The 12,034-nt window shown below is 73.1% G+C and carries 11 protein-coding genes; 6 read left to right on the plus strand and 5 right to left on the minus strand.

The genetic code is table 11. The features are described 5' to 3' along the window. The first annotated feature begins 124 nt into the window (after positions 1-124). From Sdi02f_RS24615 to Sdi02f_RS24630, 4 genes are all read left to right on the plus strand, one after another. A complete protein-coding gene (locus tag Sdi02f_RS24615) occupies positions 125-1,450 on the plus strand; it encodes an ABC transporter substrate-binding protein (protein ID WP_030400082.1) in 1,326 nt (441 codons plus the stop codon). 5 nt (positions 1,451-1,455) lie between these two features. Then, positions 1,456-2,469: a carbohydrate ABC transporter permease gene (locus tag Sdi02f_RS24620; RefSeq protein ID WP_030400083.1), complete on the plus strand. Its 1,014-nt coding sequence runs from the start codon at positions 1,456-1,458 to the stop codon at positions 2,467-2,469. Positions 2,470-2,481: 12 nt separating this feature from the next. Further along, a complete protein-coding gene (locus Sdi02f_RS24625) occupies positions 2,482-3,399 on the plus strand; it encodes a carbohydrate ABC transporter permease (RefSeq protein ID WP_030400084.1) in 918 nt (305 codons plus the stop codon). A gap of 165 nt (positions 3,400-3,564) precedes the next feature. Continuing rightward, positions 3,565-5,004 (plus strand): GH1 family beta-glucosidase, encoded by a 1,440-nt coding sequence (locus Sdi02f_RS24630; protein ID WP_030400085.1) that lies wholly within the window; start codon positions 3,565-3,567, stop codon positions 5,002-5,004. Positions 5,005-5,119: 115 nt separating this feature from the next. Here Sdi02f_RS24630 and Sdi02f_RS24635 read toward each other — a convergent pair whose 3' ends face one another. Together Sdi02f_RS24635 and Sdi02f_RS24640 are read right to left on the minus strand one after the other, a co-directional pair. Continuing rightward, a complete protein-coding gene (locus Sdi02f_RS24635) occupies positions 5,120-6,550 on the minus strand; it encodes a sensor histidine kinase (RefSeq protein ID WP_108934025.1) in 1,431 nt (476 codons plus the stop codon). After that, entirely contained in the window at positions 6,547-7,236 is a 690-nt protein-coding gene (locus Sdi02f_RS24640) for a response regulator transcription factor (protein ID WP_174843388.1), read from the minus strand. Before Sdi02f_RS24640 ends, Sdi02f_RS24635 begins: the two co-directional genes overlap by 4 nt. Positions 7,237-7,355: 119 nt before the next feature. On the opposite strand from Sdi02f_RS24640, the gene Sdi02f_RS24645 reads away from it, so the two are divergent. Beyond that, entirely contained in the window at positions 7,356-7,943 is a 588-nt protein-coding gene (locus Sdi02f_RS24645) for a hypothetical protein (protein ID WP_167458241.1), read from the plus strand. Positions 7,944-7,965: 22 nt separating this feature from the next. On the opposite strand, the gene Sdi02f_RS24650 is transcribed toward Sdi02f_RS24645, so the two are convergent. Continuing rightward, positions 7,966-8,835 carry a spermidine synthase gene (locus tag Sdi02f_RS24650; RefSeq protein WP_030400089.1) on the minus strand — a complete coding sequence of 290 codons (870 nt, stop codon included), beginning with the start codon at positions 8,833-8,835 and terminating at the stop codon, positions 7,966-7,968. 91 nt (positions 8,836-8,926) lie between these two features. Beyond that, positions 8,927-9,307, minus strand: coding sequence for a hypothetical protein (locus Sdi02f_RS24655; protein ID WP_051783230.1), 381 nt, complete (start codon positions 9,305-9,307; stop codon positions 8,927-8,929). Positions 9,308-9,589: 282 nt separating this feature from the next. Here Sdi02f_RS24655 and Sdi02f_RS24660 point away from each other — a divergent pair, with 282 nt between their 5' ends. Then, a complete protein-coding gene (locus Sdi02f_RS24660; protein ID WP_030400091.1) occupies positions 9,590-11,011 on the plus strand; it encodes an NsdA family TPR-like regulatory protein in 1,422 nt (473 codons plus the stop codon). Positions 11,012-11,254: 243 nt separating this feature from the next. On the opposite strand, the gene Sdi02f_RS24665 is transcribed toward Sdi02f_RS24660, so the two are convergent. Continuing rightward, positions 11,255-11,851, minus strand: a complete 597-nt coding sequence (locus tag Sdi02f_RS24665) for a histidine phosphatase family protein (protein ID WP_030400092.1) — start codon at positions 11,849-11,851, stop codon at positions 11,255-11,257. Positions 11,852-12,034 lie beyond the last annotated feature (183 nt).

The raw sequence follows: 12,034 nt of genomic DNA on the forward strand, positions 1-12,034 counted from the left end.
TGGCACATACACATCCCGCACGTTCCCCGCCCGAGCCGCAGCGACGAACGAAACACATGAAGCAGCGGGCCCAACCATGTAGTTGGCCGGGGGGTCGGCACGTCAGGGCAACAGGAGGACGCACATGCGAGCAGCACGCAGAGGATCGGCCCGCAAGGTGGTGGTCATGGCGGCCATCGCGTCGCTGGGCGCCGGGCTGCTGGCCGGCTGCGCCGACGACGGGAAGGACGAGGACAGCTCGTCGTCGGGCGACAGCAGCGGCAAGACCACGATCACCCTCGGTCTGTTCGGGACGATGGGCTTCAAGGAGGCCGGTCTCTACGAGGAGTACGAGAAGCTCAACCCGGACATCAAGATCGAGGAGAACGTCACCGAGCGGAACGAGAACTACTACCCCGCTCTGGTCAACCACCTCACCACCAACAGCGGCCTCCAGGACGTGCAGGCGATCGAGGTCGGCAACATCGCCGAGGTCGTCGCCACCCAGGCGGACAAGTTCGTGGACATGTCCAAGGCCGAGGGCGTCAAGAAGGACAACTGGCTGGACTGGAAGTGGCAGCAGGGCACCACCAAGGACGGCGCCACGATAGGTCTCGGCACGGACATCGGCCCGATGGCCATCTGCTACCGCAAGGACCTCTTCGAGAAGGCGGGCCTGCCGACGGACCGCGAGGAGGTCTCCAAGCTGTGGGCCGGCGACTGGAAGAAGTTCATCGCGGCCGGCGAGCAGTACAAGAAGGGTGCCGGCAAGGACACCTACTTCATGGACTCCCCCGGCGGTCTGATCAACGCCATCCTCAGCAGTGAGAAGGAGAAGTTCTACAACGCCGCCGGCGAGGTCGTCTACAAGACCAACCCGGCCGTCAAGAGCGCCTTCGACCTGACCGCGGACGCCGCCGAGAAGGGCCTGGTCCAGTCGCAGACCCAGTTCCAGCCGGCCTGGGACCAGACCGTCTCCAACAGCCTGTTCGCCACCGTGGCCTGCCCGCCGTGGATGCTCGGCACCATCAAGGGCAAGTCGAAGCCCGAGTCCGCGGGCAAGTGGGACGTGGCCCAGGCCCCCAAGTCCGGCAACTGGGGCGGCACCTTCCTGGGCGTGCCGAAGAGCGGCAAGCACGTGAAGGAGGCCCAGAAGCTGATCACCTGGCTGACGGCGCCCGAGCAGCAGGCCAAGCTGTTCGCCGTGCAGGCCAGCTTCCCGAGCGCCCCGGCCACGTACACGATGCCCGAGGTGACCGGCGGCAAGAACGAGATGACGGGTGACGCGCCGATCGGCCAGGTCTTCGCCAAGGCCGCCGAGGCCATCCCGAGCCAGGTCATCGGCCCGAAGGACCAGATCATCCAGCAGGGTCTGACCGACAACGGCGTCATCCTCGTCACCCAGGGCAAGTCGGCCAAGGCGGCCTGGGACAACGCCGTGAAGACCATCGACAACAACCTGGAGAAGTGACCGGAATGACCACCCGGCACGACACCGCCGCGTCCCCCGTCAAGGGGGGCGCGGCCCCGGGCCGCCCGCCCGGTGGCAGGACGGCCGCCGAGGCCGACCGCAAGAGGCGGGCGAAACTCTCCCGGCGCTGGCAGCGGGACATCCGCTGGAGCCCGTACGCGTTCGTCTCGCCGTTCTTCCTGCTCTTCCTCGCCTTCGGCCTGTTCCCGCTGGTCTACACCGGCTGGGCCTCGCTGCACACGGTGGAGCTGACCGCGCCCACCGACATGAAGTGGACGGGCCTGGACAACTACACCCGCATCTTCGACGACGAGTTCTTCTGGAACGCGGCGAAGAACACGCTGTGGATCGGCATCCTCTCCACGGTGCCGCAGTTGCTGATGGCGATGGGCCTCGCGCACATCCTCAACTACAAGCTGCGTGCCTCGACCTTCTACCGGGTCGTCATGCTGGCGCCGTACGCGACCTCGATCGCGGCGGCCTCGCTGGTCTTCGTGCTGCTCTTCGGCCGTGACTACGGCATGATCAACTGGTTCCTCGACCTGGTGGGACTGGACAAGATCGACTGGCAGAACGGCTCGTGGGCGTCGAAGTTCGCCGTGTCCTCGATCGTCATCTGGCGCTGGACCGGCTACAACGCGCTGATCTACCTGGCCGCGATGCAGGCGATCCCGCAGGACCTGTACGAGTCGGCGGCGCTGGACGGCGCCAGCCGCTGGCGGCAGTTCATCCACGTCACGCTGCCCTCGCTGCGCCCGACGATCCTGTTCACCGTCGTCGTGTCGACCATCGGCGCCTCGCAGGTCTTCGGCGAGCCGCTGCTGTTCGACGCGAACAAGGGGGCCTCGGGCGGCTCCCAGCACCAGTTCCAGACGCTCGGCCTGTACCTGTACGAGCAGGGCTGGGTCAACCAGCACCTGGGCCGCGCCTCCGCGATCGCCTGGGCGATGTTCCTGATCCTCATCGTGATCGGGATCCTGAACGCCGTCATCTCGCGCCGGCTGCGCGCCAGTAGTTAAGGAGAACCGGCCGTGACGACGACCATGACGAAACCCCCGGCCGACGCGGCACCCGAGCCGTCCCGCAAGGGCAGGGGCCGCCGGGGCTCCAAGGCCTCCCGGGCCGGCGGGCACCTGCACGCGGGGCCGATCGCTTACATCATCCTCGCCCTGTTCACCATCGGCTCGCTGTTCCCGCTGGTGTGGACGGCGATCGCCGCCTCGCGCGACAACCAGCGGCTCGCCCAGACGCCGCCGCCGTTCTGGTTCGGCGGCAACCTGTTCGACAAGCTGGAGATCGCCTGGAACGACGCCAACCTCGGCGAGGCGTTCCTCAACACCACCATCGTGGCCGGCACCTCGGCGCTCACCATCGTGTTCCTGTCGACGATCGCCGGGTTCGCCTTCGCCAAGCTCCGCTTCCGCGGGCGGGGCGCGCTGATGCTGATCGTCATCGGCACGATGATGGTGCCGCCGCAGCTCAGCATCATCCCGCTGTACATGATGGTCGCGAAGCTGGACTGGTCCGACCAGCTCCAGGCGGTGATCCTGCCGTCCCTGGTGAACGCGTTCGGCGTGTTCTTCATGCGGCAGTACCTGCTCCAGGCACTGCCGGACGAGATCATCGAGGCCGCGCGCGTCGACGGCGCCAGCAGCTGGCGCGTGGTGTGGCACGTGGTGTTCCCGGCGGCGCGGCCCGCGATGGCCGTGCTCGGCATGCTGATGTTCGTGCAGACCTGGAACGACTTCCTGTGGCCGTTCCTCGTGCTGACGCAGAACGGCAGTCCCACCGTGCAGGTCGCCCTCGCCGGACTCGGCCGCGGCTACACCCCGGACCAGTCCCTGATCATGGCGGGCGCGCTGCTGGGCACGCTGCCGCTGCTCCTGGTGTTCGCGATCTTCGGCAAGCAGATCGTGGGCGGCATCATGCAGGGCGCCGTCAAGGGCTGACACCTCACCTCCTCGCCCTCGGGGGCCGGGTCACCGCCGCCCCGGCCCCGGTTCGGGTGGTCACAGCCCGGTTTCCCCCCTCGTCCCTCCACCCCGTCGGTCCCACCGGTCGGACTTGCCCCGACCGGGACGACCCCGCCACGAACCCTCTATGGGAGCGCTTCCATGCTTGAGTCCGCAACGCCGGTGACCCCGGTGACCTTCCCCCCCGCCTTCCTCTGGGGCGCCGCCACCTCGGCGTACCAGATCGAGGGCGCGGTGCGGGAGGACGGCCGTACCCCCTCGATCTGGGACACCTTCAGTCACACCCCCGGGAAGACGGCCGGCGGGGACACCGGTGACATCGCTGTCGACCACTACCACCGCTACCGCGACGACGTGGCGCTGATGAAGGACCTGGGCCTCGGCGCCTACCGCTTCTCCATCTCCTGGCCCCGGGTGCAGCCGACCGGCCGCGGCCCCGCCGTACAGCGCGGCCTGGACTTCTACCGCCGCCTGGTGGACGAGCTGCTGGCCGCCGGGATCAAGCCCGCCGTCACCCTCTACCACTGGGACCTGCCGCAGGAGCTGGAGGACGCGGGCGGCTGGCCCGAGCGGGAGACGGCCTACCGCTTCGCCGAGTACGCGCAGATCGTCGGCGAGGCGCTCGGCGACCGGGTGGAGCAGTGGATCACGCTGAACGAGCCGTGGTGCGCCGCCTTCCTGGGCTACGCCTCCGGTGTGCACGCCCCCGGCCGCACCGACCCGGCGGCCGCGCTGCGCGCCGCGCACCACCTGAACCTGGCGCACGGCCTGGGCACGGTGGCGCTGCGCTCGGTGATGCCGGCCCGCAACTCGGTGGCGATCAGCCTCAACACCTCCGTCGTGCGGCCGCTGTCGCAGAGCCCCGAGGACCTGGCGGCTGCGCGGAAGATCGACGACCTGTCGGGCGGGATCTTCCACGGCCCGATCCTGCACGGCGCCTACCCGCAGACCCTCCTGGAGGCGACCGCCTCGGTATCGGACTGGTCGCACGTCCAGGACGGCGACCTGGGCCGGATCCGCCAGCCGATCGACGCGATCTGCCTCAACTACTACACGCCCACCGTGGTTTCGGCGGCCGACGCCGACTCCCGTGCCCCGCGCGCCGACGGCCACGGCGCCAGCGACCACTCGCCGTGGCCCGCCACGGACGACGTGGCCTTCCACCAGCCGCCGGGCGAGCGCACGGAGATGGGCTGGAGCGTCGACCCGTCCGGCCTGCACGAGCTGATCATGCGCTACCACCGCGAGGCCCCCGGCACGCCGCTGTACATCAGTGAGAACGGCGCGGCCTACGACGACAAGCCCGGCGCGGACGGCTCGGTCCACGACCCCGAGCGGGTCGCCTACCTGAACGGCCACCTCACGGCGGTCCGGCAGGCCATCGCCGACGGCGCCGACGTCCGCGGCTACTACCTGTGGTCGCTGCTGGACAACTTCGAGTGGGCGTACGGCTACGAGAAGCGCTTCGGCGCGGTGTACGTCGACTACGCGTCCCAGCAGCGCACCCCGAAGTCGAGCGCCCTGTGGTACGGGCGGGCGGCCCGCACGGGGACGCTGCCGCCGGTGGACGCGGCCGAGTAGCCCCGCGGCGGGCACAGGGGACGAAGGCTGCGGGACGCGGCGCCCGGGGGGACGCCGCGCCCCGCGCACGGGGCCGGTGGCCGGGGGGCCGCACCGCCGGGGGAAGCCCGGGGATTCAGTGGTCGCGGCCCGCCCGGGCCGCGGGTGCCCGAGCCGGTTCCGGTGCCGGCGCACGGCCCTGTCGGCGCCGGCGGACGGCTCCCCGGTGCCCGCGCCGCTCCGGTGCCGTCCGCCCGTCGAGCTGGATCCAGATCCGCACCTCGGTGCCGCCCAGCACGGAGGAGCCGATGCGCACGTCACCGCCGGTCGACTCCGCCATCCGGCGCACGATGTCCAGGCCGAGCCCGGTCGAGCCGTCGGTGCCCGAGCCCCGGCCGCGGGCCATCGCCGCCTCGGGGTCGGCTATGCCGGGGCCCGCGTCCGAGACGAGCACGATCACCGCGTCCTCGCCGTTGTGCAGGTCGACGGCGAAGGCGGTGCCCTCGGCGGTGTGCCGGAAGACGTTGCCGAGCAGGGCGTCGAGGGAGGCGGCCAGGTCGGAGCGGGCCACGGGGATGCGCACCGGCCGCTCGGCGCCGGCCACCCGCCACTTGCGGCCCTCGTCCTCGGCCAGCGCCGACCAGAACCCCATCCGCTCCCGGACCACCTCGGCCGCGTCGCACCCGGCACCGGGACCGGCGGCGGCCGTCTGGGGCTTGGCGTCCCGGGCGGTGCGGATGATGGTGTCGACCTCGCGCTCCAGCTGCTCGACGGCGGCCCGGGTCTGCTCGGCGGCCGGACCGTCGCCCAGCGAGGCCGCGTTGAGCCGCAGCACGGTCAGCGGGGTGCGCAGCCGGTGGGAGAGGTCGGCGGCCAGTTCCCGCTCGTTGGCGAGGAGCTGGACGACCTGGTCGGCCATGGAGTTGAACGCGACGGCGGCGCGCCGCAGTTCGTCCGGTCCCTCCTCGGGCACCCGCGCGCCGAGCCTGCCCTCCCCCAGTTCGTGCGCCCCGTCGACCAGGCGCCGCGCGGGCTGCACCATCCGGACGCCCAGCCGGTCGGCGACCGCGACCGAACCGACGATCAGGGCGGCGCCGACCGCGGCGAGCACCGCCCAGGCCGTGCCGACGCCGTTGGTCACCGCGGACTCGGGGACGAACACCTCGACGACGGCGATCTCGCCGGAGCTGAGCGCGACCGGCTGCAGCAGGCTGAAGCCGCCGTCCACCTCGGTGGTCGAGGCCCGGCCCATCTCCCGTACGGCGGCGATGTCGTGGTCGGTGGCGCGCTGCCGGCCGAGGTCGGTGGCGTCCCCGCTGCGGCCCCCGGGCGCCGGTATGTGCACGGCCATCCCGGTGTCCGATCCGGCCGAGGCGACGACGCGTTCCAACTGCTCGCGGTCGGTGGTGATGGACAGGGCCGGTGCGACGGCGGCGGCCTCCCGCTCGGCGCCGGCGAAGGCGCGGTCGCGGGCCATCTCGCGGATGACGAGTCCGAGGGGCACGGCGAAGGCGACCACGACCATCGCGGTGACCGCGAGCGAGACCTTGACCAGCGCCCATCTCATCGTGGTGGCTCCAGCTTCACGCCGACGCCGCGCAGGGTGTGCAGGTAGCGCGGCCGGGCCGCGGTCTCGCCCAGCTTGCGCCGCAGCCAGGACAGGTGGACGTCGATGGTCTGGTCGTCGCCGTAGGACTGCTGCCAGACCTCGGCGAGCAGCTCCTTGCGGGGGACGACGACGCCGGGCCGCCCGGCCAGGAAGGCGAGCAGGTCGAACTCGCGGCGGGTCAGGTCCAGGGCGCTGCCGTCCAGTTCGGCCCGGCGGCGCAGCGGGTCGACGGTGAGGCCGCCGACCGTGAGGACGGCCGGCGGTGCCGCCTCCGCCGGTCCGCCGCGGGTCCGGCGCAGTACGGCCGCCATCCGGGCCGACAGGTGCTCGGCGGAGAACGGTTTGGTGAGGTAGTCGTCCGCTCCCGCGTTCAACAGCCGTACGACCTCCGCCTCGTCGTCCCGGGCGGTGGCGACGATCACCGGTACGTCGGTGATGCCGCGCAGCATCTTCAGCGCCTCGGAGCCGTCCAGGTCGGGCAGTCCGAGGTCCAGGATCACCACGTCGAACCGGACATGGGCGACCTCGCGCAGCGCCTCCAGCGCGGTGCCGACGCTGCGCACGGTGTGCGAGGCGTCGGTGAGCTGCCGGATGAGCGCCGAGCGTACGAACTGGTCGTCCTCGACCACGAGCACACTTGCCATGGGCGGCACCGTACGCCATGCGGACCGAGCCGGCCGGAGCCTGTGGACAACTCCACCGGGGCCCGGATCACACGGCGTTCGGGCGACACGCGTGGGGCGGGTGGGGCAGGATGGCCGCGATGCGCAGAGGACTCGTCCACGTGATCGCCTGGCTGCTCGCCACCGGCGCCGCGGTCACCCTGTCGTGGTGGGGCGTCCACACGGTGATGGCGGGCACGGCCTACGACCCGCCCCGCGCGCTGCCCATCACGGCCGCCGACGCGCACGCGCGGGACGACGAGGGCGGGGACGGGGAGGAGGATGGGTACGGGGAGTCCCTGGCCTCGTCCACCAGCCGGCCGTCGCCCCCGCCTTCGCCCCCGCCGTCGGACGGGGCGTCGCCGGCGCCGAGCGGAACGCCGCGTGCGCCCGGGCCCGCCCCGTCGCGCACCGCCCCCTCCACCAGACCGCCCGCGGAGCCGGCGGACCCCGCCCCCGCGACCTCCGGCCGGGTCAGGAGCTACGACACCGACGGGGGCCGCGCGGTCTTCGACCTCGGTGCGTCGTCCGCGACGCTGGTGTCGGCGACGCCGGGCGCGGGCTGGTCGATGCAGGTGTGGAAGACGGACTCGTGGATCCGGGTGGAGTTCACCTCGGGCGCCGACCGGGTGTCGGTGTTCTGCACCTGGCACGACAGTCCGCCACGGGTGGAGATCGGCAGCTACTGAGCCGGCCCGCCCGGCCGGGGGCTCAGGTGAAGACCGACTCCGGCGGCGCAGGCGAGTCCACCGCCGCCGCGTCCGTCACGGGCCGGGCGCCGCCGGTGAAGTCGGTGAGGGCACGGCCGTGTTCCACGCGCGCGGGGTGCGGGTCGGAGGCGGCACGGCGGGTGAGTTCGGCCACCGGCAGCGGGTGGTCGGCGGCGACCAGGATCGCGTTGCCGAAGCGCCGGCCGCGCAGGACGGCCGGGTCGGCGACGAGGGCGAGTTCGGCGAACCGGGCGGCGGCGGTGGCGATCTGGCCGCGCAGGTGGGCCAGCGGCGGGCCGTCGGCGAGGTTGGCGGCGTAGACCCCGCCGGGCGCGAGCGCGCGCCGTACCTCGTCGAGGAACTCGGCGGAGGTCAGGTGGGCCGGCGTACGGGCACCGTCGAAGACGTCCGCGACGACGAGGTCCGCCCAGCCGTCGGGCACCTTGGCGAGCCCCGCGCGGGCGTCGGCGGAGCGCACCCGTATCCGCGCGCCGGGGTCCAGCGGAAGTTCCCGGCGCACCAGGTGGACGAGGGCGGCGTCGCGCTCGACGACCTGCTGGGTGGAGCGGGGGCGGGTCGCGGCGACGTAACGGGCGAGGGTGAGGGCGCCCCCGCCGAGGTGCACGGCCCGCACCGGCCTGCCCGGCGGGGCGGCCAGGTCGATGACGTGGCCGATGCGGCGCTGGTACTCGAAGGACAGGTACGCCGGGTCGTCGAGGTCGACGTGCGACTGCGGGGCGCCGTCGATCAGCAGCGTCCGGGCCCGGGGCCGGTCCCGGTCGGGCACCAGCTCGGCGCGCCCTCCGTCGACGTCCTCGACGACGGTCTCGGCGGCAGCGCGCCCGCGGCGGGCGTTCCTGGTCTTTCCCATCGGTCCATTGTCGGACATCGGACAGGCGGGCGGATGTCCAACCGTCCGGCTGGCGGGCGGATGCCCAGCCGTCCGGCAGGCGGGCGGCTGTTCAGCGGCAGCTGTCCGCGGCCCGGATCAGCCGGGCCGCCTCGCCGAGCGCGGCCCGCAGGACGGCGGGGTCGGTCGCCAGGTCCGCCTCGCCGGGCGGCAGCAGCCAGCCGGAGCCCTCCAGGGGCGGTTCGGGCTCCGGGACGATGCTCAGTCCCCGGCCGTCCGTCTCCGTGCAGGTGCTGCCCGGCACGTCCCAGGCGGCGGCGGTGCCCGGCGGCACCAGGAAGCCGAGGGTGTCGCAGCCGTCGTCGTGGAGCACCGAGCCCACCCCCTCACCGGCTCCCCGCCTGATGATGTCGACCGCCTCCAGACCCTGTCGGGTCGGCACGGTGACGACGTCACAGGCGTCGCAGGGGGGAACGCTGATGCTGGTGTCCATCCCGGCCTCCACCACGGAACTCCTCCTCGGACGAGCGGATCGGGAGTCGGGGGCCTCCCGGTCCACCCGGTTCAACGCGGCGGAGCGTCAACGGCTACGGCACACGGCCGTCACAAAGGATGGCACTTCATGGCAGATCGTGGATGAGATATCCGGTTTGTAGCCAAACAGCGCGTGGCGGATCCGTCACAGCCGGTACGTTCTTGCTCGCCGGACACAGGACCGCGCGGTTCGCGCCCTCCTCCCGGCATGGTTCGACGGTTCGCACGAGAGGACCCGGCCATGGCGTCGTCAACGGTGACCTCCGCCCAGCCAGAACGGCCCCCGCGGCCGAACCTCGCCTTCAGGCGGTTGCGCGGCAAGCGCTCCCCGGCGGAGTTCGCGGCGGCGGTCCGCCGGGCCGCGCGCGAGATCGGCGAGCGGGTGAGCTGTGACGCGCGCTACGTCGGCCGGGTCGAGGCGGGCGAGATCCGCTGCCCCAACTACGCCTACGAGCGGGTGTTCCTGCACATGTTCCCCGGCCGCACCCTCACCGACCTGGGGTTCGCGCCCCGCTCGTCGGTGCGCGGCCGGCAGGCGCGCACCACCGGTGAGTGGCGGGGGGCCGGGGAGCCGTATGAGAGGCACGACACGCGAGACGTCCGAGACACGCACGACCCGTACGAAAAGCACGACAACACCGAGGAGAGCGACGTGCTGCGTCGCGCATTCATGACGAGCGGCGCCACGATGGCCGCCGCCTCGCTGGCCCCCCTGGGGCTCGCCCTCGACGCCGCGGCGGCCGGCCGTCCCACGCGCCGGGCGGGCGCGGGTCAGGCCGGTGCCCTCGAAGAGGCCGTCCGCCGGATCCGGCTGCTGGACGACCGGCACGGCGCGGACGGTCTCTACCGGCGCGCGGCGGCCCCGTTGCGCACCGCGTACGCGCTCCTGGACGCCGGAGCGTCCCGGCAGGCGACCGCGGACCGGCTCTATACGGGCGCCGGTGAACTGGCGATCTCGGTGGGCTGGCTGGCGCACGACTCGGGGCGCTTCGACGACGCGCGCTCCCACTACGCCGAGGCCCTCGCCACCTCCCGGATGAACGGCGACGCGGGCCTGGAGGCGCACGCCTTCTGCAACATGGCGTTCCTGGCCCGGGACGCCGGCCGCCCGCGCGAGGCGGTACGGGCGGCCCAGGCCGCGCAGCGCGCCGCCCGTCCGCTCGGCTCCGACCGGCTGATGTCCCTGCTCGCGCTGCGCGAGGCGGGCGGCTGGGCGGGGCTCGCGGACCGGGTCGGCTGCGAGCAGGCGCTCATCCGTGCGCAGACGTTCTTCGCGCGGGGCTCCTCGGACGCCGACCCCGAGTGGATGAGTTTCTACGGCGAGGCCGAACTGGAGGGGCTCGAGGCCCAGTGCTGGTCGACCCTGGGCGACTGGCCCCGGGCCGCCCGGCACGCGCGGCGGGCGGCGGACCTCCAGGACCCGCACTTCACCCGGAACCTCGCGCTGTACTCGGCGGAGCTGGCCGACGACCTGGCCCGCGGCGGCCGACCCGACGAGGCGGCGGACGCGGGCATGCGGGTCCTGGACCTGCTGGGCGAGGTCCAGTCCTCCCGCATCCACACGATGCTGGCGGGCACGGCCCGCGTCCTCCTGCCCCACCGCCGCACGCCGACGGTCTCCGCCTTCCTGGACCGCCACGGGGCACTGCCGCGACCGGCGTAGGCGCAGCCGCGGGCCGTCGTGCCTCCCCCGCTCCCCCGCTCCCCCGCTCCCCCGGTGCCCGAACGGCCCGGTGAGGTACCCCGGGGCGGCACGGGCGGGCGGTGGGGGCACCTCCCGCGCGTGCGAAGCCGACGGTGGCGGAGGGACCCGGCGAGCGCCGGCCCGCGCACCCGCCCCCGCGCCGGGCGCCACAGCCACCGCCGACGCCGACACCGGCACCGGCACCGGCACCGGCACCGGCCGTCAGCCGACCAGATGTCCCACGTCGTTCCAGCTCTCCACCGCCGGTTCGCCGTACGCCCACCCCAGGACCGACAACGACGTCGGATTCAGCCGTATCCGCGCCCCGAACGACACCGGCAGCCCCAGCCACCGCGCGCCGATCGCCCGCAGGATGTGCCCGTGGGCGAAGACGAGCACGTCCCGCTCGGCCTCCCGCGCCCACGCCACCACCTCGTCCGCGCGCGCGGTGACGTCCGCCACGCTCTCCCCCTCGGGCACGCCGTCCCGCCAGATCAGCCAGCCGGGCCGCACGGCCTGGATTTCGTCCGGCGTCATCCCCTCGTACGCGCCGTAGTCCCACTCCATCAGCGTGTCCCACGCGCGTGCGCGCTCGCCGAAGCCCGCCAGCTCGCAGGTCTCGCTCGCGCGCACCAGCGGACTGGTCCGCACCTCCACGCCGTCCAGTCCGTCCAGCGGCGCCCGGTGCAGCCGCTCGCCGAGCAGCTTCGCGCCCCGCCGGCCCTCCTCCAGGAGCGGCACGTCGGTCCTGCCGGTGTGTCTGCCGGACAGGGACCACTCCGTCTGTCCGTGCCGGGCCAGCAGAATGCGCGGTGCCATGAAGGGGCCTTTCCGGGAGAAATGTCTGAGAGGACGTTCCCATCATCCCGTACCGTCCGTGCGGGCAACCCGAGGGGCGGTGCCCGCGTCTTTCCGGTCCGAGGGCACTTCGGCGCGCGGACTCGGCGAGGCCGTAGAGTGGCTCGCCCGTGTCCGTCCGGGCGCACGAGTGAACGAGAAGTG

Origin of the sequence: Streptomyces ardesiacus (assembly GCF_003112575.1) — a bacterium.
GTDB lineage: Bacteria > Actinomycetota > Actinomycetes > Streptomycetales > Streptomycetaceae > Streptomyces > Streptomyces ardesiacus.

Coding starts and splice junctions, on each gene's coding strand:
- Sdi02f_RS24615 (WP_030400082.1), top strand. CDS start 125: ATGCGAGCAGCACGCAGAGGATCGGCCCGCAAGGTGGTGGTCATGGCG.
- Sdi02f_RS24620 (WP_030400083.1), top strand. CDS start 1,456: ATGACCACCCGGCACGACACCGCCGCGTCCCCCGTCAAGGGGGGCGCG.
- Sdi02f_RS24630 (WP_030400085.1), top strand. CDS start 3,565: ATGCTTGAGTCCGCAACGCCGGTGACCCCGGTGACCTTCCCCCCCGCC.
- Sdi02f_RS24635 (WP_108934025.1), bottom strand. CDS start 6,550: ATGAGATGGGCGCTGGTCAAGGTCTCGCTCGCGGTCACCGCGATGGTC.
- Sdi02f_RS24640 (WP_174843388.1), bottom strand. CDS start 7,236: ATGGCAAGTGTGCTCGTGGTCGAGGACGACCAGTTCGTACGCTCGGCG.
- Sdi02f_RS24645 (WP_167458241.1), top strand. CDS start 7,356: ATGCGCAGAGGACTCGTCCACGTGATCGCCTGGCTGCTCGCCACCGGC.
- Sdi02f_RS24650 (WP_030400089.1), bottom strand. CDS start 8,835: ATGGGAAAGACCAGGAACGCCCGCCGCGGGCGCGCTGCCGCCGAGACC.
- Sdi02f_RS24655 (WP_051783230.1), bottom strand. CDS start 9,307: ATGGACACCAGCATCAGCGTTCCCCCCTGCGACGCCTGTGACGTCGTC.
- Sdi02f_RS24660 (WP_030400091.1), top strand. CDS start 9,590: ATGGCGTCGTCAACGGTGACCTCCGCCCAGCCAGAACGGCCCCCGCGG.
- Sdi02f_RS24665 (WP_030400092.1), bottom strand. CDS start 11,851: ATGGCACCGCGCATTCTGCTGGCCCGGCACGGACAGACGGAGTGGTCC.